Source organism: Acinetobacter bereziniae, from assembly GCF_016576965.1.
GTDB classification, from domain to species: domain Bacteria; phylum Pseudomonadota; class Gammaproteobacteria; order Pseudomonadales; family Moraxellaceae; genus Acinetobacter; species Acinetobacter bereziniae.
This window is the reverse complement of record NZ_CP066119.1, coordinates 3,829,180-3,853,980: the sequence shown is the minus strand read 5'-3', so window position 1 is coordinate 3,853,980 and position 24,801 is coordinate 3,829,180. Positions and strand designations below refer to the sequence as shown.

The following is a 24,801-nucleotide window of genomic DNA, read 5'->3' as shown; positions in this document are numbered from 1 at the left end:
ATGTCACAACCAGTAGATATTATTTTCTATGATGGTGTGGTGTCTAAACCGCACCATGCACAGATTTCAGCTCAATCTGAGTCTGAAGTTCTGATTCGCTATGGTGATCGTTTAGAGCAGCATCGGCGCTATCAATATTCAGATATGGCATTGATTGGTGCGCTTGGGCAATTACATCCTGTGATTGAATTAAAAGACGATGCGCGTATCGAGTTTCATGGAGCATTACCTGAATGGTTTAATTATGGAACTAAAAAAGTTCAGCATTCAATCTGGAAACTTGAACGTTCACCAAGCCTGATCATTTTTAGCGTGATTTTTGTGGTTGCTTTTGTGTTTGCCTTAGTCAAATGGGGCGTTCCAGCTGCTTCACATTATGTGGCTTTTCAATTGCCTGAAAATAGTTTGAAAAAATTAGGGGATGAAGCCGAAACCTATGTTTTAAATAATTGGACAGCGCCCAGCCAATTGGCTCAAGGTCAAAAGGATTTAATTTCCAAACAATATTTAAATACAGTGGCTGAAGGCAAACCTGCCAAATTGGTTTTTCGTGAAGGAGGGCGCTTGGGTGCCAATGCGGTGGCATTGCCCAACAATACCATCATTATCACGGATGAATTGATCGAAATGGCACATAGTGATCAAGAAATTTTAGGCGTCTTGGCGCACGAGCAAGGTCACTTAATTCAGCGCCATAGCCTACAACAAGGCTTAACCAGTTTAGGGCTTAGCGTCTTGTATATTGCCATGACGGGAGATAGTTCGGACTTATTTACTTCATTACCTGCTGCAATGATTGGTGCAAATTATTCACGTAAATTTGAATCTGAAGCTGATCTATATGCTTTACAGTTGATGGATCGAAAGGGCATTGAAGTCTCACATTTTGCCAATTTCTTACAACGTTTAAGTGATGAAACAGAAGATTCAGAAAAAGCTGACAATGCGAGTCAAACTGCCAATGCTGATAAAAAGGCATCCGCTAGTTCGCCTTCATCGCAAAAAGAGTCGGATAAAAATCAGTCTTTAGCAATTCTGGATGCATTATCTTCGCATCCTGCAACTGAAGAACGCATTCAAATGGTTCGCGATTTTGAGAAAAAACAGCAAGAGAAGCATCAGCAGTCCAAATGATCTTCTATCTTTAGATAACGACTGATTTGATCAAGGGCTTGTTAAAGCCCTTGATTTTTTTGGTTATCCAAAATGCTTAAAAGAAAATATTTTAAGTTTGCAGTATCATTTATTGTAGTTGGAAACAATTTACACAGGATTCATCGATGGTCTGCATTAGAATTATTTTATAAATACTGATGAAGATTAAAGCTGTCTACTTTTAAATCAACCTTGTAAGGTAAGTTTGTTATAATAGGAAAAATTTTTATATCTGCTAGGTTGTTTCATGTCCAAGCCATTTCTAATTGCCCCTTCAATTTTGTCTGCTGATTTTGCCCGTTTAGGTGAAGAAGTTGAAAATGTATTGGCTGCAGGCGCAGATGTTGTCCATTTTGATGTGATGGATAACCATTATGTTCCAAACTTAACTTTTGGTGCTGGGGTGTGTAAGGCATTAAAGAAATATGGCATCAAAGCACCGATTGATGTGCATCTCATGGTTTCTCCTGTAGATCGTATGATTGGTGATTTTCTTGAGGCAGGTGCGGATATTATTACCTTTCACCCTGAGGCAACACACCATATTGATCGTTCTTTGCAACTGATTAAAGATGGTGGCGCAAAAGCGGGTCTAGTATTTAATCCAGCAACACCATTACATTATTTAGATTATGTGTTGGATAAAGTAGATCAAGTCTTATTGATGAGTGTTAACCCTGGTTTTGGCGGTCAAAAATTTATTCCAAAGACTTTAGAAAAACTCCGTGAGGCACGTAAGATTATCGATGCTTCAGGTCGTGATATTCGTTTAGAAATTGATGGGGGCGTTGGACCTGCCAATATTCGTGAAATTGCGGAAGCGGGTGCAGATATGTTTGTGGCAGGTTCAGCGATTTTTGGAAAACCCGACTATCAAGCGGTAATCAATGAAATGCGAGCTGAATTAGCCAAAGTAGGTCAAGTTTCAGTTTAGAAGTTTTCCACAAAAATTGAAAATACCCTGTGGATAACATTGTGATTAACTATATGGATAACTATGTTGATAAGCATATGGATAAGCTGGGTATAGATTAAACAATTAGTTGTCAATTGTTTAGTCGTTCATCAAGAATCGTTTAAAAAGAGTTCATATGCGCTCTTTTTTTATGAAATGTGTTGTTTATTGACCTGCTCAATGATTCAGCATTGTATAAAAAATAACGTGCTGAAGATTTATCCAATCAGTACTTATGCATTGAAATGTGCGATATTTGCCAAAATCGAGATTATTGGCTATGCTTTAGGCTCATGATGGGCTTAACAAGGTTCAAGTTTTGTTTATACAACTCCGCAAACAGCTGTGGTTTGTTTGTCTTATGGTTTTTGCCATAGGGTGGAGTGGTGTGTCTATTGCATCTGCAAAAGTCATGCAGATGAGTATGCAGCATCAACAAATGATGTCATCATCTCATCACATCGATGGGCATCAAACAAAAAAGGAATATGGGTCTGTACAACAGCTTAAAAATCTTTGTACAGATATAAATAAGAATAAAAATGGACAAAATCAGCATACAAATAATGATCAAGCGATAACGGATCAAAATGATTGTCATCAGCAAGTGAGTCAATCTGAGCCAACACAAGCGTTTAAGTGCCAAGATTGTAGCTTGTTATCCTGTCAATCTACCGTGATTTGGTTGAATAGTGATATCCCCAAATTGACCATACCTGATCATTTTCAAAATAGTGCTTCTTATCCAGCAACTTACAGAGCACAGCATCTTGCTGGTTTTTGGCAAGAAATCTTACGTCCACCCAAAGCTTAGCCTGATTTTAGAAACTTTTTATTCGTAAAGTTTATTTTTAAAATTTAGGTTAAGTTATGTCTATTTATTTAGTTCAAAAACGTTTGGCGAAAAGCCTGCTTGTCTCATTGTGTTTGTTTTCCTCAACATGGGGAATGGCGGCAGTGAGAGAGTATCGATTAACGATTGATGAAGGAATGGTCAATGTTATTGGCAAGCCCTTAAAACGTATTACTGTGAATGGTCAGTTTCCAGCACCACTTTTAGAGTTTGAAGAAGGTGATGATGCTGTTATTCGTGTCACCAATAAATTAAAAAATCAGGATTCCTCTGTTCATTGGCATGGTCTGTTACTTCCTGGAATTATGGATGGAGTTCCAGGTTTTAATGGTTTTAATGGAATTAAACCCAACGAAGAATATGTATATAAGTTCAAGGTTCGTCAAAGTGGAACCTACTGGTATCACGCGCATTCAAAAGGACAGGAACAAGACGGTTTATATGGTTCTTTAGTCATTTATCCAAAAGATAGAAAACCTTTGGCAGCGCATGAACGAACAGAACGTGATTACGTGGTCATGCTATCGGACTTTCATAAGCAGACCAGTGATCAAATTCAAAACAATTTAAAAGTCTCAGCGGAATACTACCAAAATCGACGAGAAACGGTTTTTGATGTTTGGAAACAAATACAGCGTGATGGTTTAAAGACCACGTGGTCTGATCGGAAAATGTGGAATCAGATGCGTATGTTAAAAACAGATATGTCTGATGTGACGGGTTATACCTTTTTGGTCAATGGCAAAACCCCTGAACAGAATTGGACGGGTATGTTTAAACCAAATGAAAAAGTACGTTTACGCTTTGTGAATGCATCAGCAATGTCATTTTTTGATGTCAGAATTCCTCATTTAAAAATGACGGTTGTCAGTGCTGACGGGCAACCAGTGAAACCTGTTGCTGTTGATGAGTTCCGCATAGGAACGGCTGAAACTTATGATGTAATCGTTGAACCTAAAGGCAATCATTATCAAATTGAGGCTGAGTCGATTGACCGTTCAGGATTTGCGATTGGAACACTGCATAATGAATTGATGCCTAAAGCCTCTGGTATTCATATGCCTAATGCTCGTCCACGTTCACTGTTGACCATGGAAGATATGGGAATGGACCACTCCAGTATGGGAGGAGGGAGTATGCAGGGCATGGACCATTCAAAGATGAGTGCCGACAGTATGCAGGGCATGGATCATTCAAAGATGAGTGCCGACAGTATGCAGGGCATGGATCATTCGAAGATGAGTGCTGACAGTATGCAGGGCATGGATCATTCAAAGATGAGTGCTGACGGTATGCAGGGCATGGATCATTCGAAGATGAGTGCTGACAGTATGCAGGGCATGGACCATTCGAAGATGAGTGCTGACGGTATGCAGGGCATGGACCATTCGAAGATGAATGCTGACAGTATGCAGGGCATGGACCATTCGAAGATGAGTGCTGACAGTATGCAAGGCATGGATCATTCTCAGCATGACCAAGCCTCAAAGTCTAAGAATGACCAAGTGGTTTATGGTTGGGCAAATGCTTCAACACCTCAAGGAGATAAAGCGCTTCAATACAGTGATTTAAAGTCACTCACACCACAACCAGATACGCGTGAGGCGACCAGCGAACTGGTGGTGCGTTTAGGTGGAACCATGGAGCGTTATGTCTGGACGATTAACGGTAAAAAATTTAGCGAGGCTGAACCGCTTAAAGTGAAATACGGTGAGCGCATTCGTATTAAATTTATTAATGACAGCATGATGGCGCATCCAATGCATTTGCATGGCATGTTTATGCAGTTGGAAAATGGTCAACCTCCAGTAGATATGCCAAATAAACACACTGTTGTTGTACCGCCAGGTAAAACAGTGACGGCATTGCTTACTGCTGATGAATTAGGTGAATGGGCAATCCATTGTCATCTGTTGTATCACATGACGTCAGGCATGATGAATAAGTTGATTGTTGCAAATGTCAGTGATGGCAAAGTGTCAACACAACCTATTCAAGCAACAAAAGCAAATCAAAAAACTGAAATGAAAGGAGGCGAACATGCGAATCATTAATCTTTTTTCAAAATCAGTTTTAAATATTTCATTGTTGTCAGTCAGTGGTTTAGCAATCGCCCATGAAGGTCATCAGCTGCAAGGTGTAACGAATGCAATCACTGAATCCACCACGACGATGAGCAATTCATCCATGGATCATTCCAAAATGAACTCAATGGAAAACCCAAACCAAACAGTTGATCATTCTCAACATCAAATGGATGCTGAGCAGAGTAATGACTCAGCAAATACGGGTTTATCCCATGATACACATGACCATCGAAAGGAGCATGGTGGACAAGTATATCAACGGGTAACGATCGACAATGCCTGGATGTTGGATGAGGATGGTAAAGGTACTCTGGATTCTTCATTCGAACTCAGAGTTGGAACAGATGAAAATAAACTGTTTATTAAAGGAAGTTCCAGTAAAGCCGAATCAAGCAAAGCTGAATATGATCTGAGTGCCTTATATAGCCGTAATATTGCAGCATTCTGGGATGTTCAAGCGGGTGTGCGTTATAGTGATAATCCTGAACGAGAAACTGATCAAGAACGTGTAGATGCTGCACTCGGTTTGCATGGTTTGGCGCAGTATTTCTTTGAAACAGATGCTTATCTTTATTTTGGTCAAGACAGCAGAGTGGCGTTTAGTTTAGAAACCTCACGTGATTTACTGTTAACTCAAAAACTGATTTTGCAGCCATATTTAGATCTCAATGTGGTCTTTAGTGATGACTCTCGATATGCAAAAAAGTCAGGTCTAAACAGTATGACGACGGGTTTAGAAACACGTTATGAAATCACCAAAAAAGTCATGCCTTATGTCAGTGTTGCCTATACTTACTCTAAGGGTAATAAAGAAACCCAATGGCAAACAGCAACTGATTCAGAAAACGGTTGGTTATATGGTGCAGGGTTGCGTTTAAGATTCTAATTTTTTATTTTCAAAAATAAATAAAAGGTCACTTCTGAGGAGGTGACCTTTTATGTTTCAGCGATACCTGCTACGGTTTCAAGCTGATCATTGACAAACTTAAACTCCATTCCGTGCTCAGTATCCAAATCATAATGAATGGATAGCCTTAATATGTCTGGTGAACTTAGTCGTAAATTTAACATGGTTTGAATATAAGGATTATGTGACTCAACATCGTGAATACTTAAAGCCGCTTCTCCTGACTTTTCAGGATTTTCATAGTGGTGTGCATAAAGTTTTTGGTAACGTTCGAAAGCATGTTGCTGTATTGTTTTGAGGTGTTGTTCAAAATTTTGTAGAAATTTTTGATATGTTTTGGCGAATGCATTAAGTTGTTCTTGATCAGGTTCTTGTTCTATTTCATTACCTTCTTCATCGAACTCTTCTCCCAAAAAAATTTCTCGATCTGCATGTTGATTAAAAAATGTATGTGAAAAAAAAGTTTCTGAACTAAATCCTGCCCAACTTGGATGAATTTCACCCCAATAATCATGTTTCATGGCGTATCTACTCCGCTTTTATAATGACTGTGAATGATCATAAAGCAAGCCTGATGAAAAAGTACCATTCAAATGTAAATAAGGTCAAATTTTGTAAATTTTAATAAATTTAGTCAGATGAGTTGATATAATTAGGATTCTTTAGGAGGAACGACCTCCCTCAATCTGAGAAAAATCGTCAGGACGACCTGATTCTAATTTAATTTTGGAGCTGGTCATGGCTTGGATTGTTCTCGTCTTTGCAGGTATCTTTGAAATCGTTTGGGCATATACCATGAAAATGTCTGAAGGATTTACTAAGCTCACACCGAGCATTATCACTTTATTTTTTATGATTTTAAGTTTTGGTCTATTGGCATATGCGATGCGTACCTTGCCATTGGGAACGGCTTATACCATTTGGACAGGAATTGGTGCAATTGGTTCATTCTTAGTGGGGATTTTTATCCTCGGTGAACCTGCAACAGCAATGCGTATGCTGGCAGCTGTACTGATTATTTTCGGTCTAGTGCTGATGAAGCTTTCATCCAGTTAATTGGAATATCGAAGTGCCATCCTGATTGGGGATGGCACTTTTTTGTGTGATCATATTGAGAAATAACATATAGAAAATGGTGAATATCGAATGGCATGGGTTTTATTGGCGGTTGCAGGGTTATTTGAGGTGGTTTGGGCATATTTTATGAAGGTCTCAGATGGCTTTAGTAAACTGATTCCTAGTGTTTTAACCCTTATTTTTATGATCGCAAGTTTTGCCTTATTATCTTATGCAATGAAAAGCTTACCACTTGGTACTGCCTATACGGTTTGGACAGGAATTGGCGCTGTGGGTTCATTTGCTGTCGGTATCTTCTTTTTAGGTGAACCGGCATCTGCCATGCGGATGTTGGCTGCTGTGCTGATTATTTCCGGTTTAGTGTTGATGAAATTATCTTCAAGCTAAGTTAATCTGTGAAAATAGATATCAGCAACAGTGAGTCAATTGATGCAGCTTTCATTTATGGAAATGAATTCACCTGTAGGAACATTAAAACTAGTGGCCCACGATCAAGCGTTGGTTGCAGTACTTTGGGAAAATGAAAATCCTAAACGTGTTCGTTTAGCACAATTGATTGAAAATAAAAATCATCCTGTTTTGTTGGAAACACAGCAACAATTGAATGAATATTTTCAAGGACATCGAACCCAATTTGACTTAGCCCTAGATTTTGCTGGAACAGAGTTTCAACAAAAGGTTTGGCAAGCTTTACTTACGATTCCATTTGGTGAAACGCGAAGTTATAAGCAAATTGCTGAACAGATTGGCAACGTGAAAGCCGTTCGGGCAGTCGGCGCTGCGAATGGTAAAAATCCAATTTCTATTATTGCACCATGTCATCGTGTGGTGGGTGCAAATGGTAAATTGGTAGGTTTTGCCGGAGGTTTGGAAAATAAGGATGTGTTATTAAAGTTGGAGAAAATTTAGCTCAAATTTGAATTAATTTTTTGACTTAATCTCCGTCAAAACGAAATTAAATTTGAGCAATGCTATAAATAGCTTTTCAATTCTTCACTTTGATCAAATCGTATATATGATTTAGACACTTAGAAAGAGAGTAAAACTTTCATGATTTTGAACTAAATAAGAGTTTCATACTTAAACCAACAAAACTCATAGAAAATATGCGCCTAAGCCATTTTAGTACACTCGGTTTTCCTAACACATATCGGCGCATCATTGCAGCGAAACACCCATAGAAAATAAAAACAACTAATGTAAGCAGCATAAATATTAGACTTAAGCCGAGCATGTCCAATATAGGTTGAGCGGTATGGCTAGAAATAAACTGAGGTAAAAAAGCTAAAAAAAACAAGGGAAGTTTTGGATTGAATAAATTAATAAATATTGCGTGTTTGATAATTTTAAGAGAGGAGTGCTTAGTCTCATTTTGTTCAAATTGAAAGGAGCCTTTCTCTTGGAGTGTTGACCAAGCCATATATAGTAAATAAGTCACACCTAGAAACTTTAAAATCATAAATACTGAGCTACTCATGGTAAACACGAACGCCAGTCCGAGGATTGCTATGAATATATGGGGAATAATCCCTAATGTACATGCAATTGCAGCAATCAAACTGGCTTTTGTACCACGTGATATCCCTGTGGCTATGGTATAAATGGCACCTGTACCCGGTGAAATAACAACAATAAGTGATGTAATTAAAAATTCGAAACTCATGTACATGAGCCTGCTCCAAATATAAATGAAGCTTGATTATCTTAAAGATATAAAATTAAAGTCTTGAATAAAATTGCAGGATACTTTTAACACAAATAATATTTTTGATAGCGACTTGGCGTCATTGCAAATTGACGTGCAAAGGCTCTTGTCATATGACTCTGATCGGCAAAGCCTGCAAATAAAGCAGCTTCAACTAAAGTTTTTCCTTGTAATAGGTAGTTTCTCGCTTGGCAAACACGTCGTTGCATTAAGTAAGCATGTGGTGTAATGCCAAATTCATGCGAAAAACTTCTGAGTAGTTGAAATCGACTGATATCGCATAAATCAGCGAGCTCACTCAGAGTAACTGTATATCCAGACATCTCGTCAAGATATTCTTTAGCACGCTTTACAGAAAAGTGTTGCGTGGGTCGATGTTTTTTCGAGAGTATGTGATGACGACTTGTATGCATTAAACTAAACAAAAGCATTTCTTCTAATGCAACACTTTCAATGTCAGGTTGAGACATATGTTTAAAAAGTTGAGATAAATGCTGACTCAATAACTGATCATGTATGAGTGGATGCAATATGGCATCTGCACAGCGTCCTTCAGCAAGCAATTCTTGTTGCAATAGTTCTGGTTGAAAATAAATCATTTGCCAACAACGTGGTCCATCAATAGGAATACCATCATGAATTTCACCGGGATTTACGATAATGACATCACCAGATGCTGCTTCCACTTGACCAATTAAACTCCAAGAACGTTGTGCTCCCCGTGTAATAATACCTATACCAAAGTAATCATGTGAATGCCGAGGAAAAGAGTGCTCCGTCAACAACGATATTGCTTCTGTGCCAGCAATAGGAAGGCTTAATGGGGTGATTTGATGAATACGTTTGGACAATCGTTATCTTCTCATTTTGTTATAATGATTAATTTCATTGAAAAAGCATGATCACCATTTCAAGTTATTAATTTACGCTTTTATATGGGGTGGGTAAAGTTTTTGGTCCTTGCTATTTATTGTGCTGATTTTTTAAGACGCGCTGATCATAAAATTGTTGAATCATTCATCCTCTGCCTTAGATTTTAACCATTTCCATTGCCCATGTTTAAATTCAAAGGTATCAACCCACCATCTTGCGCCACCTCGACATGAACTGGTCATTTGTTTTTTCTGAGGAATCAATTTGAGATCTGCCAATATAGAACATTGGGCATGGCTAAAATCAATCTTACTTTGATCTAATACTTGATAATCTTTGCTTTTGGGTTGGTAAAGAAAAATATCAAAGACAGCATAAACCCCCATACCCATATCTGGAGCAGACACTGCAATATCGGTATATCCATCAAAATTATAATCATTAAAATAGATCTGGTAGGAGCGTTGATAAGGCAATTCTTGCAGTGGGAATGTTTGCCGTTTTGATGCAGTTTTAATGGTGAGCTGCCCTAACTCTTCATCGCCATTTTTAAATAAAAATTGAGTTTTTTGTCCATTTACAGTGTAGTTTAAATTCCCTGTAACAGTTTGTTGTTGGGGGAAGGCAAAAGTGAGTGGACTGAGGGAAAAAACACAAGCCAAGATGATTGAGCTTTTTTTAATCATTGTTGTTCTCTGTTATGTTTGATCAATTGTCCAAAACCTTACCTATAAATGAATGGATAAAATTTTGGACATTAGTTTGTTTAGGATCATTAGGTTTAAAAACGTTTTGGAATTTTTTGCCCACCTTCGATGGGTGTTTCTGCATTTTTCAATACACCAAATAACCATGTTTCGGCGTGTTGTACCGCAATTTTAAGTTGATCACCCAGTGCCAAGCGCCCAGCAATAAAGCTCGCAAGTGAACAACCTGAGCCATGATATTCACCTGCTAAACGCGGACATTTCGATTCAGTGATCATTTCACCATTTACATATAAAGCATTGCGAATATAGTCAGGTGTATCTTCATGTCCACCTTTAACTAAAACGGCTTGAGCACCCATTTCAAAGAGTTTCTGGGTTGCCTGTTCTATATTATCTTCACCTGTTAAGGCACGTAACTCAACTGTGTTTGGGGTAATGACAGTTGCTAACGGAATCAGTTCAACAAAGGCTTTAACTAAGGTCTCTTGATTACCTAGAGAACCACCACTATTCGCCACTAAAACTGGATCAAGCACATAGAGATAGTCTGGATGTTCTCTTAAAAAATCAGCCAAAGCGGCAATGTTATCTGTAGTTCCCAGCATCCCAGACTTCACCGCTTTAATCGGTAAGTCGCCAACAACAGCATTGGCTTGAGCAAGTAAGAGTTGTTTTGAGGTCGCTTCAAAACCAAAGACTTGTTGAGAGTTTTGAATGGTTAATGCTGTACAAGCAATTGCCGCATGCGCACCACTTTGACCAATTGCTTCAATATCAGCTTGTAAGCCAGCTCCACCTGAAGGGTCTAGACCTGAAAAACAAAGTACAGTAGGGCGCACGATGATGTCCTTAATTCTCAAATTTGCGTTAGTATAGGCAACTTTGAGAGAACACTCGATAGTAATTTGATAATTGTTTGAAACGCAGATTTAAAGGATTGGACCATGATAAAGAATATTTTAATTGATTTGGATGGAACACTCACTGACCCAAAGGTAGGGATTACCACATCTGCACGATACGGTCTTGCAAAAGTAGGACATCCTATTCCTGAGTCTGAAAATATTGATTGGATCATTGGTCCACCGCTAAAAGCATCTTTAGCAAAATTGTTGAATATTGATGTAAATGATGTATTGGCTGAGCAAGCTTTATTGGGTTATCGAGAGCGTTTTGCTGTTACTGGGCTATTTGAAAATCATGTATTTGAGGATGTTGCGCAGACCTTAGCTGCACTGAAAAATAAAGGTTATCGACTGTTTTTAGCAACAGCAAAACCTGAAGTCTATGCGCGTCAAATTCTAGATCATTTCGATTTATTGAGTTATTTTGACTATCCTTATGGAAGTGAACTCAATGGTGAACGAACCAACAAAGCCGAATTGATTGCCTATATTTTAGATAAAGAACAGCTCAATCCAGAACAATGTCTTATGGTCGGAGACCGAGAGCATGATATTTTCGGTGCTCGCAAAAATGGCATTGAAACAATTGCAGTTGAATATGGTTATGGAAGTCAGCAGGAGTTAGATCTTGCTCAGCCAAAGGCTCGGATCAAAAGCTTTGCTGAACTGCTCAATTTTGTTTGATACGATCCATGTTGATGAGCTAAATTAAGTGAATTGTTGTAAGTTGTTAAAATAATTTATTTATTTGACATCAAGGTACAGTGATTCTTTAATTTCTTCCATCACAATATAACTATGTGAAGATGCGGAAGAGGGAAGTTTTTTAAGTAAGTCACCCAGTAAACGACGGTAAGCACTCATTTCTTTTAATCGGGCTTTGACCAGATAATCAAAGTCCCCTGAAATGAGGTGGCACTCTTGTACTTCTGGTATTTCCATTAAATCTTTCGCGACTTGTTCAAAAACGTCACCAGATTTTGCAGAAAGACTAATTTCAAGAAAAACCAATAAGTTACGATCGAGGTGTTTTGGATTGAGGCGCGCATGATAGCCCATAATGATGCCATCACGTTCCAAACGCTTAACTCGCTCAGAACAAGGTGTTGTTGATAAACTAACTCGCGAAGCCAATTCACTGATGGCAATGCGACCTTCATTCTGAAGAATTTCTAAAATCATTCGATCTATACGGTCTAATTTACGCATCAATAATTTCCTTTTTTTGGTGAATTTTCACGACAAAAAATTAAAACACCTAAATTTTAACATTAAAAATAGTGAAATAAACTATTGAACCAAAAATATACTAGTTAAATAAACTAGTAAATGCGTAAAGGATAAGAAATGCGTGTAATCGTATTAGGTAGTGGTGTGATTGGTGTAGCAAGTGCATATTACCTCGCGCAGCAAGGAGCACAAGTTACAGTTTTAGATCGTCAAGCAGGTCCTGCTGAAGAAACCAGCTTTGGTAACGCAGGTCAAATCTCCCCAGGATATTCAACGCCGTGGGCTGCACCCGGTATCCCATTCAAAGCTGTGAAGTGGATGTTTCAACACCATGCACCGCTGGCAATCAATATCGATGGAAGCATGTGGCAATTACAGTGGATGGCGCAAATGCTTAAAAACTGTAATTCAGAAAGTTATGCCATCAATAAAGAACGTATGACACGTGTTGCTGAATATAGCCGTGACTGTTTAAGAGAGCTTCGTAAAGATACAGGTATTCAATACGAAAACCGTTCAAAAGGTACCCTGCAAGTCTTCCGTAATGAAGCACAATTAGAGATGGTTCAACGTGATATTGCTGTACTGAAAGAGTGTGGCGTTCCTCATGAGCTATTGCTTAAAGATGATCTTGCTAAGGTTGAGCCAGCACTCGAACATGCGAAAGATAAATTGGTGGGTGGTTTGCATCTTCCAAATGATGAAACAGGCGATTGTTATTTATTTACCAATGCCTTAGCCAACTTAGCCAAAGATTTGGGCGTAGATTTTAAATTTAACCAAAATGTTGAAAAACTTGTGGTTGAAGGTGATGAAATCAAGGGGGTTCTGGTCAATGGTCAAGTATTGACAGCTGATCGTTATGTATTGGCATTTGGTAGCTATTCACGGGATTTCTTAAAACCTCTTGAGTTAAATTTACCAGTCTATCCTGTAAAAGGTTATTCATTAACCATTCCGATTGTTGATCCAACATTTGCACCACAGTCTACAGTTTTAGATGAGACGTATAAAATTGCAATCACGCGTTTTGATCAACGTATCCGTGTGGGTGGAATGGCTGAGCTGAGTGGTTTTAACCATGGTTTAAATGCTGACCGTCGTGGCACTTTAGAAATGGTTACTCAAGATTTATTCCCAGGTGGTGATTTGGCACAAGCATCGTTCTGGACAGGTCTTCGTCCAATGACACCAGACAGTACACCGATTATTGGTGCGACACGTTTTAAAAACTTATTCTTAAATACAGGTCATGGCACATTAGGTTGGACGATGGCATGTGGTTCAGGAAAATTGATCAGTGATCTTGTATTGAATCATCAAACAGATATTAGTACAGAAGGTCTATCTATTCAGCGTTATCCTCACGCAGCTTAAAAACTGCATTCATTTTTATTATTCACATTGTATTAAGGCGTTTAGAGATAAACGCTTTAATTGCAGATTCGTATTCAGGGACGAATAACATGCCTAGACCAATTACTGCTGTCATTCATCATGATGCATTACAGCATAATTTAAATGTTGCTCGTCAATTTATGCCTCAAAGTAAGGTTTTTGCAGTGGTCAAAGCCAATGCATATGGGCATGGAATTGAGCGTGTTTATGAAGCGTTTAAATCCGCAGATGGTTTTGCTTTATTGGATATTGATGAAGCAAAAAGATTAAGAAAATTAGGTTGGACAGGTCCAATCTTGCTTTTAGAAGGTATCTTCTCCGCAGAAGATCTAATGGATTGTGAAAAGTACCAATTGAGCTTTAGTTTGCATCACACAGCACAAATTACTTGGTTAGAGCAGTTCCAAACACAACATGCTCGATCACAGACCCAATTCGACGTATTTTTAAAAATGAATACGGGCATGAATCGTCTGGGTTTTAAACCAGAGGTTTATCGTACAATGTGGCAACGATTGAAACAGTGTGCTGCGGTCAAGTCCATCACCCATATGATGCATTTTTCAGATGCAGATGGAGAGCGTTTGGGAAAATCTGGGATTGAATATCAACAACGTGTTTTTGATGAGACGATTCACGATTTAGCGGGTGACCGCTCGGTCTCAAATAGCGCTGCCATCCTGAGACATTCACAAGATTTACATTCAGATTATATTCGTAGCGGCATTATGCTTTACGGTAGCTCACCTGATTATCCTACCCATTCAATCCAAGACTGGAATCTTAAACCAAGCATGAGTTTGCGCAGTGAAATCATTGCAGTTCAAGATTTACAGGCAAATGAAACAGTGGGGTATGGTTCAAAGTTCACAGCACCCCATGCGATGAAAATCGGTATTGTTGCATGTGGTTATGCTGATGGTTATCAGCGTATTTCTATGGATGCGCCAGTGTTGGTCAATTCTGTACTGACTAAAACCATTGGTCGAGTCAGTATGGATATGCTCGCAGTTGATTTAACTCATATTACGGATGCTGACATTGGCAGTGAAGTGGTGTTGTGGGGACAATCTTCTGACGGTGCTGTACTGCCGATCGATGATGTTGCTGTAAGTTCAGGCACAGTTGGTTATGAACTCATGTGTGGTGTCACTGCACGCGTTAATTTCAAAATTTCGAAATAAGGAAATAAAGATGTCAAATAATCTTCAACATGCTGATATTCAGAAACTGAATAGCAATGAAGTGATGAGTGCAGTCACAATTTTTAATAAAGTGGTTTATTTATCTGGTCAAGTACCTAAAAATACGCAACTTGATGTTGTGGGTCAAACCAAAGATATCTTGGCAACCATCGATCAACTATTGCTTGAAGCCGATACTGATAAATCACGTTTATTGTCTGCAAATGTTTACATAAAAAATTTATCAGACTTTCCAGCATTCAATGCTGTTTGGGTGGATTGGTTAAAAGGTTGTGTTGCCCCTTCTCGTGCCACAATTCAAGCAGATATGGTGAATCCAGATTGGTTGATTGAAATTGCAGTCACTGCAGCACAGAAATAAGCTTTTTAATGTCTACGCATTGATCACTGCATGACTTAAATCGTACTTATTTAGAAACAAAGCCAAAGCACATGTAAACCATGTGCTTTCGCTCAAGTTGGGTAAAACAAAATAGAACGGGAATGTTCTGTTGCCACAAGCAAGTTTTACCTCCAGAAAAATTGTCAAAAAGGATATTTTTATGACAACTTCAAGCCATACAGATGACGCACCATCGTCGCCACATGAGCTGCAACGGAAACTATCAAATCGTCATTTGCAATTAATTGCCATAGGCGGTGCGATTGGTACAGGTTTATTTATGGGATCAGGGAAAACAATTTCTCTAGCAGGTCCCTCGATTTTAATCATTTATATGATTATTGGTGCCATGTTTTTCTTCTTAATGCGTGCATTAGGGGAAATTCTACTTTCCAATTTGCATTACAAATCATTTATCGACATGGCACATGACTTGATTGGTCCTGGTGCAGGTTACTACATCGGCTGGTCTTATTGGCTGGGTTGGATTTTGGTTGGTATTGCTGATTTAGCTGCAATTATTAATTATTTGAATTTTTGGTTACCCGATGGCGTTGCTTTTACGCCCATGGGGCAAGCCCTGATTAGTGCAGGCTGCGTGCTTTTGGTCCTCGGGATTAACCTGCTTACCGTAAAATTGTTCGGTGAAATTGAATTTTGGTTTGCATTGATTAAGATTCTAGCCATTCTGGGCTTGATTTTGATTGGTGGGTATATGGTATTTAGCCACTTTCAAGCGCCAAGTGGCTCCGTTGCCAGCTTTAGCAATGTGTGGTCATATGGGGGAATGTTTCCGAAAGGCGGAACTGGCTTTTTAGCAGGCTTCCAAATTGCCTTATTTGCCTTTGTGGGGGTTGAGCTGATTGGTACGATGGCGGCTGAAACCAAAGATCCAGAAAAGAACTTGCCTAAAGCGGTCAATGCAATTCCTACACGGATTATTTTGTTCTATGTATTGGCATTGTTTATTGTAATGTCTGTAACACCTTGGACAGAAATTCCAGCTGACCAAAGTCCTTTTGTATCGTTATTTATGCATGCAGGTATTGGTGGTGCTGCCATTATTATGAATCTGGTGGTGTTATCTTCTGTGATGTCATCAATGAACAGTGGTGTGTTTTCAACCAGTCGTATGCTCTTTGGTTTAGCCAAAGAAGGTCAAGCGCCTGAAAAGCTAGCTGAGCTATCAAAGCGTGCTGTTCCTGCAAAAGGGTTGTTGTTCTCTTGTGGTTTCATTATGGCTGGTGCAGCCTTACAGTATTTTGTACCGAATACTGTTGAAGCATTTACGCTGGCAAGTTCTCTGTGCGTGATTTTGTTCATCAGCATCTGGAGTATCATCATGGTATGTTATATACGCTATCGTAAATTACGCCCAGAACTGCATGCAAAATCAAACTTTAAAATGCCAGGTGGCGTATGGATGTCATATATTGTATTGGTCTTCCTTGCGTTTACATTGGTGATTCTCAGCTTGGAGCCTGATACTTTAAAGGCACTCATCATCAGTCCGTTGTGGGCGATTATTTTGGCGGTCACTTATCAGTTCATGTATAAACCGCGTATGAGAAAACGTAGTCATCAACAAGACTAATGTTGAATATCGTCAACTTTTAACTGATCAGGAGATGGTTTTAGGTCATCTCCTGTATATTTTTTCTAATTAAATTGATTTCGTTATAAATTTTATATAGTTCACGATGTCTTGATTGGCATTATTTTTAGATTCGCAATCCATAGGCTACATCAATTTATTAACAAATTGTTCAAAATAAAATACTGAAATAAAAATAAAAAACACGTTTAATAGCACCACTTTAGGTAAACAAAAATATCTATGCGCAATAACAAGATTGATTTATTACGAGGCATTTCAATTTTATTGGTGCTGATTCATCATTTTAATATTCCTTATAAATTACACGACACATTTTTAGGTGTACAAATTTTTGGAGAAAGTCTTAATAATTTGATTGCGCGTAATGGCAACTATGGGGTGACGATGTTTTTCGTCATTTCAGGCTTTCTGATTACCCAGCACACTTTACAAAGAAGTGGATCGTTAGGACATATCAGAGTAAAAGACTTTTATGTTCGCCGTATTGCACGAATTATACCTTGTTTAGTCCTGCTTGTTGCTTTGGTCACGATATTTGGTGCGATGGGACTTAAACCATTTATGAATCAAGCACCCAATGACATTGAAGTCTCTTATGGGCTCACTGTATTTTCTGCTTTTACCTTTTGGATGAATATATTGATCATTGAGAATGGTTGGGTGAATTATGCACTTGGTGTCTTATGGTCATTGTCGGTTGAAGAGGTGTTTTATTTAGCCTTTCCAATACTCTGTTTGGCTTTAGGGCGAGGGAAAGGTTTTATTGCATTGTTGTTGGTGGTTATTTGTTATGCACCTTACTTTCGTTCTTTACATTTTGCTGAAGAAAGTGGGGCATATTTATATCACTATTTTTCGAGTTTCGATGGCATTGCAATGTGGTGTTTGACCGCATTAATTGCTCAAAAGGTGGGGACAAAGCTTGATATTCCAAAAATCATCGTGCCTGTGGTTTGTATTTTGATGATTATGTTGTACTTTTATGCCCCAATTAAAGATGTCAGTACATGGGGAGTGTCTATTTTTGCGCTATTGTCTGCGATTTTAATTTTCTGTTTTGCTCAACATCCGCAAGCTGAATCATCCTCTATGCTCTCCAAAGCTATGGAGTGGGTAGGGCAGCGTAGTTATGAGATGTATTTATTTCATCTGATTATTCTAGGTATGTTTAAAGTTTTTTATCTTCCCAAAGAAACTCTACCCGCCGAAAAATTGATGCTATTGCCCATTTATTTTATAGGTGTTTTTATATTGAGTTGGGCAATCGAAAAGTATTATTCAGCACCTTTGAATTTGAAAATTAGACGTTGGTTGATTAAGTAGAATTTAAAGTTAGATGCATACTCATGAAAATTAAACAAAGTAAGGAGTATGAAGGAATTGATTTAATCTGGCTTGATTGTGGCATTTTGTATTGCCGATTGTACATTCATTCATTTACAAGCATTAAACTCTAAAATAAATTCATTCGATATTTTTCTGACTTTGAATTGATGCTAACGAACTTACTCAAAATGGATGATTCTATCGATATTGCCAAAAAAGATATTTTTGTTTATGGCTGGACAAATATGCACAAAGTATTTTTGAAGAAAAAATACTCATGAGATCGTTGAAATTCCAAAAAAACTATTTTTATCAATGATGTTGACAATGAAATTTTAAGAAATTATTGATTGAATATTTAGTTTAAAGATACTGATTTCACTCAGCATAAACTTATTCAAATAGAAAGCACACTTTAAATTGGACGAAATGTCTAACTTTGAGTGTGCTTTTATAGCATGAGGCTTGAATTTTTTAGTTAAAACGTAGGTTTAACCACCACCAAAATAATCACAGCAAATAAAATTAATGTCGGCATCTCATTAAAAAAACGCCAAAACTTGTGTGATTTATAATGGGCATTGCCAATCAGTTTTTTACGGTAATAACCACAAACAAAGTGGTAAATCACCAACAGACCAACCAAGCCAACTTTGAGATAAAACCATAATGCTTCATGGTAGTGGCGTGTGGCATCACCCCAATCCACTAAAAAATGCGCAGTAATTAGTGTTGCAATCATTGATGGCCACATGATGCCACGATACAACTTACGTTCCATAATTTCGAAACGTTGATGACTGACCGTATCCTCACTCATTGCATGGTAAACGTATAAGCGGGGAAGGTAGAACAATGCAGCAAACCAGCACACGACTGCTATGATATGTAAAGCTTTAACCCAAAGGAAAGCTTCAGAAGGAGCATCCATCAATTTACCCTTTTAAGGGCAGTGTGCGAAAACTTGATCATTCACAGTATAGATAAACCATGAATGATCAGAATTGCTTAAATTAGCCTTCCCATTTTTTGAAAATGAGACAAGCATTTACACCGCCAAAACCGAAACTGTTACTCATCACAGTATTCAATTTTGCGTCACGTTTTTCAAGTACGATGTCATAACCTTTTGCACCTTCATCAAGTTCAGTCACATTGATGTTTGGTGCGATAAAATCGTTTTGCATCATCAATACAGAGTAAATTGCTTCTTGAACACCAGCAGCACCTAAGCTATGACCTGTCATAGATTTGGTTGAGCTGAGTGGAGGTACATTGCCTTCACCGAACGCACGTCCCATAGCCAATAATTCTGTTACATCACCAGCAGGAGTGGAAGTACCATGAGTATTGACATAGTCAATCTTGTCTACACCATGTTGTTTAGCTTCTTCAAGTGCCATAAGGATACAACGTGTTGCACCTTCACCTGATGGTGCAACCATATCCGCGCCGTCAGAGTTCGCCGCATAAGCAACAACTTCAGCAAGGATATTTGCACCACGAGCTTGGGCATGTTCAAGTGATTCAAGTACAACGAAACCACCACCGCCAGCGATAACAAAACCATCACGGTCAGCTGAGTATGGACGAGAGGCTGTTTCAGGCGTTTCATTGTATTTAGAACAAAGTGCGCCCATTGCATCAAACAATAAACTTTGTGACCAGTGATCTTCTTCACCACCACCAGCAAGCATTAAATCTTGTTTACCCAATTGGATCAGGTTGTAAGCATAACCAATGGCATCAGCAGAAGTTGCACAAGCGCTGGTAATGGAATGTGCAACACCTTGTAGTTTGAATGCAACACCGACATTGGCGGTGATTGTGTTTGACATATTGCGCGGTACAAAGAAAGGTCCGATTTTACGTGCACCTTTTTCTTCTAAAAGCTTAACCATTTCTGCGACAGAAGCAGTTGAGTTACCACCTGAGCCTCCTGCAATACCATAACGAGGATTACCACCGATTTGTTCAGGAGTTAAACCTGCATGTTCAACAGCTGCAAGCGCTGAATTATACGCATACATGGCACAAACACCCATAAAGCGTTTCAGCTTACGGTCAATAGCATCAAAATCTTGTTCAGCCGCAGCACTGACATGACTTTTAAAATTAAGTTCTTCGTAGGTTGAATTATGACGTGTTCCTGAAATACCATTTTCCAAAGAATGCTTAACAGCTTCCAATGTATTACCGATACATGAGTTAATACCCATACCAGTGATCACAACACGACGGTTCATGCAAAGTCCTTTATTTTAGAATACAGAATGAATGGTCACATTTAAACGCGTTTAGTTTTTCAGTTCAATGGCGAAAGATACTGATTCTCAGGCATCATTTACACGATTAACTTCAAGGATTAAATGTTGTTTAATTGATTGAAAACCCAAGATTTTATGGCGTGGTTTAGCATTTTAATGAATCATGAGAATTTACATCAATTAGGCAAAACCATCCATAACAACAAGTCATTATAGATGGTTTTGATTGGTGGTTTCTTAAATCAACTTTAAAGAAATATGGCTTACCACGGAGTTTTCTTTTCCCACTCTGGATCAAAACCAGATGTTGCTGCAGCGACTTTTAAATAATCCGCGTAGCTTTCTGCCAGTAAAATAGGTGGGATCTCTTTGATTGGGAGTTCATTATTGTTCCAAGAGCGGCTGGCTTTTTTACTAAATGCCAATTCATATAGCACTGCTGGAATGTTCTCTTCAGGAACATAACTGCCACTGAATGTAATTTCGACATCGATTCCCAGTTGTTTATAAGGCTTGGTATATCGGTCAAATGAGCCACCATCTTCAATGCTGGCACGCTGATATCCCAACTTGGTCACTACACCACGCAAGGTAAATGTATCGGTTAGCCAACCTTTATGATCACTGATCTCTGTGACATTATCATCTTCAAATTGAGGTAAATGATGAGTCATTTGTTCAAATAAAAACTTCACTTTATAGTCTTTGAAGTGTGCAATCCAAGCTTGGGCTTCTTCTTTACCAACTAAAACCGCATGTGAAATTTGAATCTTACTGTCAGGACTGAGTTCAATTTCATCATCGTCCAAATTCAACAGTGCACCGTCATCACTCGGTCTAAAACTGACTTTATCACCGTTGCTTTTAATTTCAAGCCAAGTCAGACGTTGAATCAAGCGACGCATAATTGGATGTTCAAAGATGTATTCTTGCCATTCAGCAACATTCCACTGACGTTCACTGCACATCGCCTCATACAAACGACCTGTTTGCATATCAACCACTTGTTTAAATTCTTTTTTACTGGTGCTGAATAGTGATTTAGCCTCTTTGATTAAGCTTTCATCATCATTTTGCCGTGCAGCAGGCAAGGCTTTAACTTCTTTTCCTTCTTCATTCTTTAAAATGAATTTGTCTTTATCATCCACAATGGCAGTAAAGTTACGTGAGCCATATTGTAGTTGTAATACACCATTTTCGTCTAAGCCGGCAGTTGGAATGGTGCGATCAGCAAGTTCATCGCTGGTCCATTGATTGCGTTCTGCGATCTCGGCGACTAAAGCATTCGCAAGGGATTGTACTGAAGCAGTACGATAACGGCGAGAAAGTGCAAGCAATAGCTGGATAATCAAAGGATCATTGCTGATGGACAATGCACTGATCATTGCTTCAATTTGCGAGCGACGCGGGTAGTGCTGTTTCATATAGTTTTGGAGTTGTTTGACTGCAAAACTTCCTTGTGCATTAGCTGTGAGTGAAAGCATACCTTTACTCTTGATTGCAGAACCAAGATAGAGCCCTAAACGTTCACGCTTAATTTCTTCAATCACCTCTTCTAAAGTGATGGTCGCGTATTTGGCATAATACTCAGGATATTTCTCACCGTAGCGTTTATAGGCATCGCGATAAGAGCTTAAGCGACTAGGCGCTTCTTTGGTTGCGTATTGTGTTGCTTCATCAAGTGGTGTTTGCAAAGTATCTTGATGAATAAAACTGTGTAATAAATGGTTTGCCAGTTGAACTTGGTCTTTTTCATCAACTAAGCCCATGTACCGCTGTAATAATTCATTGGCTTTTGGTTCTTTCAGTTTTTCAGCCAAAATCACCCACCATTTGATGATCTTAGGATCGACAGCTTTGCCATTTTTCCATTTCACTTTTGGCAGTGTTTCAAAATCAAACCAAGTAAAACTTGCCGATAGTTTTCCTTTGAGTCCGTCTTCTGCTTCTTTGAGTAATACTTCTGGTTTGAGATAGGCGCTAATATCTTGCCCTAATTTTTCTAGAGCGGTTAATAGTGCAGCACGTACAATTTCTTTTTTCTCTTTTTTCAATAAAGCGTTTAGTGGCTTGACTGCATCTTGATTTTGTAATCGTGCGAGCCATTCAATTGCTGTGATTCGAATCTCTTGTTTACCTGAGTCTAGCGCTTCAATCGCACGCTGATGGATATCAGGAAGGTGTTGCAAGGTTTCTTGAGCTTCATAACGTAGTCGTTTGTTTTCACCTAAGGCAAATTCCAATAAACGTGGAATAAATTGAGTTGGCAATGACGGGAAGCATTTCAACACAAAAATTGCATCAGATGGGGTAAAGCTTTGATATTCATTTTTTTCGAGTGATGGGGAAAGCCCTAAAGCTTCTGTTAAGTATTGTTGATTCTCAGCAAAGAATGGCCAAATTTTATCTGCGTCGTAAATATAATCCTGCAAACTTTCATAATAAGATGATGACGATAAAATACCTTTAGCAACTTTACGTTGAGGACTGAAAAATTTAGCTGCCTCTAAAGCTTGGACAATGTGACGCAACTCATATTGAGCATATTCCTCTGGACGTAGCATTTCAAATAAGTTTGGCCAATAGATCCAGTCTCGATTTCGTGTAGAAACAATTCGAGCAGCGTGGATTATCGAAAACTCAGGATATTTTTTATATTTGTTTTTATAGGTAATAATATTTTCAACATTGTGAAAATTTTTAAATGGTGCATCACCATTTAATTGATCCACAAGTGCCAATAAACTCTCTCGACTGATCTTCTTCAATTGTTTTAAATGGTCTTGTGCCCAGTTGCGCTTGTAGTTGGCAGTTTTATTTTCTTCAATCTCATCAAGCGCATTTTGTTCAGCTTTTGCTAAAATTTGCTGATAATTTTCTAAAATAACCTCTGAAAAACTCTGTGGAATTTTTTGTTCGATAAAGGGCTTAAATTCAGGGGTTTCAATATTTTCTTGAAGTTGTGCACTGTCAACGGATCTTAAGCGTTGAATTGCCATTTGTAGGATTTGTTGTACGGACTTTTGCTTTTCTTGCTCAAAAGCTTGTTCTAAAACAGCAAGATTGTCTGCACCTAAACGCGCCAATAAATCTGCTGAAAAGCCACGTTCTTGGCTAGAACCTTCCAGTAAACTGTGCTGTAAATATTTTTGACTATCTTCAGCATTGAGATTGCTCAGCAAACTGGTTGCCTTGGTACGGATCGTTTTAGACTTACCTATCGCGAGTTTTACAATTAAGTCAGGTACCTGTTTGATTAGAGAAGGTTGTTTAACAATATAATCTAAAAAGTTTTCCTGTCCGATAATGCTTAGATTGGGAATAATGTTTTTTAATTGTTCTAGGCGTTCAATAATAAATTCTTTGGTGTCTTTTAAGAGCAATAATTTTTCTAATTTATTGGCATGGTAACTGTCTATATTTTGACGTTCAAATAAATAAGCTAACAGCTCTTGCCCTAAACCTTGCTGTTCATTTTCAAGTAAATCGACCAGTTTTTGTTGTGTCCAATTTTGCTTTAATAATTTATTTGGATCAGTTTCACTAAAATGCTGGCTGTCAAAAGCAGTGATAAATGCATCTACGGTGAGGTAGATAAACCAAGAAGGTACCTTTTCATAAATATTGGTGAAATTTTTTTGCTTGGTGGCGGCTTCGAGCACTTTGGCAAAACGGGTAATTTGATCAGCGTTTAATTCATCAAAAATCTCGCCATAATAACGACGGCGTAGTTTTAATGCTGCATCAGCAAGCTTGTTTTGTTTTTTATCTAGTGCTTGACTATTTTGAGGCCAATACCAGCTATAAGTGCCAGGCTTGCCCAATAAAAGTAACGCTTTTTCATCGGTGTACTGTTGTAGTTTGATGAGAATTTCTGGGTTTTCACCTTCCAAAATAAATAAAACTACATGCTGATCAAGTTGTTCTTCAATGACAGCCAAAGGGCTAAAAATATGATAAAGCTTTTCTACTTTACTTTTGAGGTTCTCATTATATTTGTCAATATCTTCAGCTGGGGATGAGTTTGCCTGTTGTGCTTGAATGCTTTTATCTTCAGGCTTCGAAAACATAGACTCTATTTTTGAAAAAAGTTGATTTAACATATACATTCCTTTTGAGCAACTGCGTGTTGCTTTTCTATAGTCTTT

23 protein-coding genes are annotated in these 24,801 nt (G+C 38.4%); 14 read left to right on the top strand and 9 right to left on the bottom strand.

Annotated elements, in window-relative coordinates:
• The 5 genes from I9192_RS17915 to I9192_RS17895 all read left to right on the top strand — a co-directional run bounded on the left by I9192_RS17915 (position 1) and on the right by I9192_RS17895 (position 5,936).
• Positions 1–1,134, top strand: coding sequence for a M48 family metallopeptidase (locus I9192_RS17915; RefSeq protein WP_005033646.1), 1,134 nt, complete (start codon positions 1–3; stop codon positions 1,132–1,134).
• A 268-nt stretch (positions 1,135–1,402) separates the two neighbouring features.
• Positions 1,403–2,089 carry a ribulose-phosphate 3-epimerase gene (rpe, locus tag I9192_RS17910; protein ID WP_005033643.1) on the top strand — a complete coding sequence of 229 codons (687 nt, stop codon included), beginning with the start codon at positions 1,403–1,405 and terminating at the stop codon, positions 2,087–2,089.
• Positions 2,090–2,498: 409 nt separating this feature from the next.
• Positions 2,499–2,924: a hypothetical protein gene (locus I9192_RS17905; protein ID WP_228129519.1), complete on the top strand. Its 426-nt coding sequence runs from the start codon at positions 2,499–2,501 to the stop codon at positions 2,922–2,924.
• Between the two features lie 56 nt (positions 2,925–2,980).
• Complete coding sequence (locus I9192_RS17900; protein WP_010591033.1) at positions 2,981–5,017, top strand: multicopper oxidase domain-containing protein; 2,037 nt, start codon at positions 2,981–2,983, stop codon at positions 5,015–5,017.
• Positions 5,004–5,936, top strand: coding sequence for a copper resistance protein B (locus I9192_RS17895; RefSeq protein WP_005033635.1), 933 nt, complete (start codon positions 5,004–5,006; stop codon positions 5,934–5,936). Before I9192_RS17900 ends, I9192_RS17895 begins: the two co-directional genes overlap by 14 nt.
• Positions 5,937–5,986: 50 nt before the next feature.
• Here the strand turns inward: I9192_RS17895 and I9192_RS17890 are convergent, their stop codons facing one another.
• On the bottom strand, positions 5,987–6,478 hold the full coding sequence (locus tag I9192_RS17890; RefSeq protein ID WP_005033632.1) for a DUF6985 domain-containing protein: 492 nt from the start codon (positions 6,476–6,478) through the stop codon (positions 5,987–5,989).
• 217 nt (positions 6,479–6,695) lie between these two features.
• Between I9192_RS17890 and sugE (I9192_RS17885) the strand changes: the two genes are divergently transcribed.
• The 3 genes from sugE (I9192_RS17885) to I9192_RS17875 all read left to right on the top strand — a co-directional run bounded on the left by sugE (I9192_RS17885) (position 6,696) and on the right by I9192_RS17875 (position 7,943).
• Positions 6,696–7,013 carry a quaternary ammonium compound efflux SMR transporter SugE gene (gene sugE / locus I9192_RS17885; RefSeq protein ID WP_005033630.1) on the top strand — a complete coding sequence of 106 codons (318 nt, stop codon included), beginning with the start codon at positions 6,696–6,698 and terminating at the stop codon, positions 7,011–7,013.
• 90 nt (positions 7,014–7,103) lie between these two features.
• Entirely contained in the window at positions 7,104–7,421 is a 318-nt protein-coding gene (gene sugE, locus I9192_RS17880; RefSeq protein WP_004830040.1) for a quaternary ammonium compound efflux SMR transporter SugE, read from the top strand.
• Positions 7,422–7,463: 42 nt separating this feature from the next.
• A complete protein-coding gene (locus I9192_RS17875; protein ID WP_005033628.1) occupies positions 7,464–7,943 on the top strand; it encodes a methylated-DNA--[protein]-cysteine S-methyltransferase in 480 nt (159 codons plus the stop codon).
• A 139-nt stretch (positions 7,944–8,082) separates the two neighbouring features.
• Here the strand turns inward: I9192_RS17875 and I9192_RS17870 are convergent, their stop codons facing one another.
• The 4 genes from I9192_RS17870 to I9192_RS17855 all read right to left on the bottom strand — a co-directional run bounded on the left by I9192_RS17870 (position 8,083) and on the right by I9192_RS17855 (position 11,161).
• Positions 8,083–8,697 (bottom strand): LysE family translocator, encoded by a 615-nt coding sequence (locus tag I9192_RS17870; protein WP_026040317.1) that lies wholly within the window; start codon positions 8,695–8,697, stop codon positions 8,083–8,085.
• An 86-nt stretch (positions 8,698–8,783) separates the two neighbouring features.
• Positions 8,784–9,590 (bottom strand): helix-turn-helix transcriptional regulator, encoded by an 807-nt coding sequence (locus tag I9192_RS17865; protein ID WP_005033624.1) that lies wholly within the window; start codon positions 9,588–9,590, stop codon positions 8,784–8,786.
• Between the two features lie 162 nt (positions 9,591–9,752).
• Complete coding sequence (locus I9192_RS17860; protein WP_005033622.1) at positions 9,753–10,298, bottom strand: FG-GAP repeat protein; 546 nt, start codon at positions 10,296–10,298, stop codon at positions 9,753–9,755.
• Positions 10,299–10,393: 95 nt separating this feature from the next.
• Entirely contained in the window at positions 10,394–11,161 is a 768-nt protein-coding gene (locus tag I9192_RS17855; protein WP_005033620.1) for a hydroxymethylpyrimidine/phosphomethylpyrimidine kinase, read from the bottom strand.
• A 105-nt stretch (positions 11,162–11,266) separates the two neighbouring features.
• Between I9192_RS17855 and I9192_RS17850 the strand changes: the two genes are divergently transcribed.
• Entirely contained in the window at positions 11,267–11,911 is a 645-nt protein-coding gene (locus I9192_RS17850; RefSeq protein ID WP_004830031.1) for an HAD-IA family hydrolase, read from the top strand.
• Between the two features lie 60 nt (positions 11,912–11,971).
• Here I9192_RS17850 and I9192_RS17845 read toward each other — a convergent pair whose 3' ends face one another.
• Entirely contained in the window at positions 11,972–12,436 is a 465-nt protein-coding gene (locus I9192_RS17845) for an Lrp/AsnC ligand binding domain-containing protein (protein ID WP_004830027.1), read from the bottom strand.
• 138 nt (positions 12,437–12,574) lie between these two features.
• Here I9192_RS17845 and I9192_RS17840 point away from each other — a divergent pair, with 138 nt between their 5' ends.
• From I9192_RS17840 to I9192_RS17820, 5 genes are all read left to right on the top strand, one after another.
• Positions 12,575–13,834 carry a D-amino acid dehydrogenase gene (locus I9192_RS17840; RefSeq protein ID WP_004830025.1) on the top strand — a complete coding sequence of 420 codons (1,260 nt, stop codon included), beginning with the start codon at positions 12,575–12,577 and terminating at the stop codon, positions 13,832–13,834.
• Positions 13,835–13,923: 89 nt separating this feature from the next.
• Positions 13,924–15,039 (top strand): alanine racemase, encoded by a 1,116-nt coding sequence (gene alr / locus I9192_RS17835; protein WP_005033617.1) that lies wholly within the window; start codon positions 13,924–13,926, stop codon positions 15,037–15,039.
• A gap of 10 nt (positions 15,040–15,049) precedes the next feature.
• Entirely contained in the window at positions 15,050–15,421 is a 372-nt protein-coding gene (locus I9192_RS17830; protein ID WP_004830021.1) for a RidA family protein, read from the top strand.
• 181 nt (positions 15,422–15,602) lie between these two features.
• The gene (locus I9192_RS17825) at positions 15,603–17,036 is read left to right on the top strand and encodes an amino acid permease (protein WP_005033615.1); all 1,434 of its coding nucleotides are present in this window, start codon (positions 15,603–15,605) and stop codon (positions 17,034–17,036) included.
• A 243-nt stretch (positions 17,037–17,279) separates the two neighbouring features.
• Positions 17,280–18,383 (top strand): acyltransferase family protein, encoded by a 1,104-nt coding sequence (locus I9192_RS17820; RefSeq protein WP_200149962.1) that lies wholly within the window; start codon positions 17,280–17,282, stop codon positions 18,381–18,383.
• 481 nt (positions 18,384–18,864) lie between these two features.
• On the opposite strand, the gene I9192_RS17815 is transcribed toward I9192_RS17820, so the two are convergent.
• The 3 genes from I9192_RS17815 to I9192_RS17805 all read right to left on the bottom strand — a co-directional run bounded on the left by I9192_RS17815 (position 18,865) and on the right by I9192_RS17805 (position 24,756).
• Positions 18,865–19,317, bottom strand: coding sequence for a CopD family protein (locus I9192_RS17815; protein WP_004830008.1), 453 nt, complete (start codon positions 19,315–19,317; stop codon positions 18,865–18,867).
• An 82-nt stretch (positions 19,318–19,399) separates the two neighbouring features.
• Positions 19,400–20,632 (bottom strand): beta-ketoacyl synthase N-terminal-like domain-containing protein, encoded by a 1,233-nt coding sequence (locus I9192_RS17810; protein ID WP_005033612.1) that lies wholly within the window; start codon positions 20,630–20,632, stop codon positions 19,400–19,402.
• 284 nt (positions 20,633–20,916) lie between these two features.
• Complete coding sequence (locus I9192_RS17805; protein WP_005033610.1) at positions 20,917–24,756, bottom strand: DUF4132 domain-containing protein; 3,840 nt, start codon at positions 24,754–24,756, stop codon at positions 20,917–20,919.
• Positions 24,757–24,801: the final 45 nt, after the last annotated feature.

Coding starts and splice junctions, on each gene's coding strand:
- I9192_RS17915 (WP_005033646.1), top strand. CDS start 1: ATGTCACAACCAGTAGATATTATTTTCTATGATGGTGTGGTGTCTAAA.
- rpe (WP_005033643.1), top strand. CDS start 1,403: ATGTCCAAGCCATTTCTAATTGCCCCTTCAATTTTGTCTGCTGATTTT.
- I9192_RS17900 (WP_010591033.1), top strand. CDS start 2,981: ATGTCTATTTATTTAGTTCAAAAACGTTTGGCGAAAAGCCTGCTTGTC.
- I9192_RS17895 (WP_005033635.1), top strand. CDS start 5,004: ATGCGAATCATTAATCTTTTTTCAAAATCAGTTTTAAATATTTCATTG.
- I9192_RS17890 (WP_005033632.1), bottom strand. CDS start 6,478: ATGAAACATGATTATTGGGGTGAAATTCATCCAAGTTGGGCAGGATTT.
- sugE (WP_005033630.1), top strand. CDS start 6,696: ATGGCTTGGATTGTTCTCGTCTTTGCAGGTATCTTTGAAATCGTTTGG.
- sugE (WP_004830040.1), top strand. CDS start 7,104: ATGGCATGGGTTTTATTGGCGGTTGCAGGGTTATTTGAGGTGGTTTGG.
- I9192_RS17875 (WP_005033628.1), top strand. CDS start 7,464: ATGCAGCTTTCATTTATGGAAATGAATTCACCTGTAGGAACATTAAAA.
- I9192_RS17870 (WP_026040317.1), bottom strand. CDS start 8,697: ATGAGTTTCGAATTTTTAATTACATCACTTATTGTTGTTATTTCACCG.
- I9192_RS17860 (WP_005033622.1), bottom strand. CDS start 10,298: ATGATTAAAAAAAGCTCAATCATCTTGGCTTGTGTTTTTTCCCTCAGT.
- I9192_RS17850 (WP_004830031.1), top strand. CDS start 11,267: ATGATAAAGAATATTTTAATTGATTTGGATGGAACACTCACTGACCCA.
- I9192_RS17845 (WP_004830027.1), bottom strand. CDS start 12,436: ATGCGTAAATTAGACCGTATAGATCGAATGATTTTAGAAATTCTTCAG.
- I9192_RS17840 (WP_004830025.1), top strand. CDS start 12,575: ATGCGTGTAATCGTATTAGGTAGTGGTGTGATTGGTGTAGCAAGTGCA.
- alr (WP_005033617.1), top strand. CDS start 13,924: ATGCCTAGACCAATTACTGCTGTCATTCATCATGATGCATTACAGCAT.
- I9192_RS17830 (WP_004830021.1), top strand. CDS start 15,050: ATGTCAAATAATCTTCAACATGCTGATATTCAGAAACTGAATAGCAAT.
- I9192_RS17825 (WP_005033615.1), top strand. CDS start 15,603: ATGACAACTTCAAGCCATACAGATGACGCACCATCGTCGCCACATGAG.
- I9192_RS17820 (WP_200149962.1), top strand. CDS start 17,280: ATGCGCAATAACAAGATTGATTTATTACGAGGCATTTCAATTTTATTG.
- I9192_RS17815 (WP_004830008.1), bottom strand. CDS start 19,317: ATGGATGCTCCTTCTGAAGCTTTCCTTTGGGTTAAAGCTTTACATATC.
- I9192_RS17810 (WP_005033612.1), bottom strand. CDS start 20,632: ATGAACCGTCGTGTTGTGATCACTGGTATGGGTATTAACTCATGTATC.
- I9192_RS17805 (WP_005033610.1), bottom strand. CDS start 24,756: ATGTTAAATCAACTTTTTTCAAAAATAGAGTCTATGTTTTCGAAGCCT.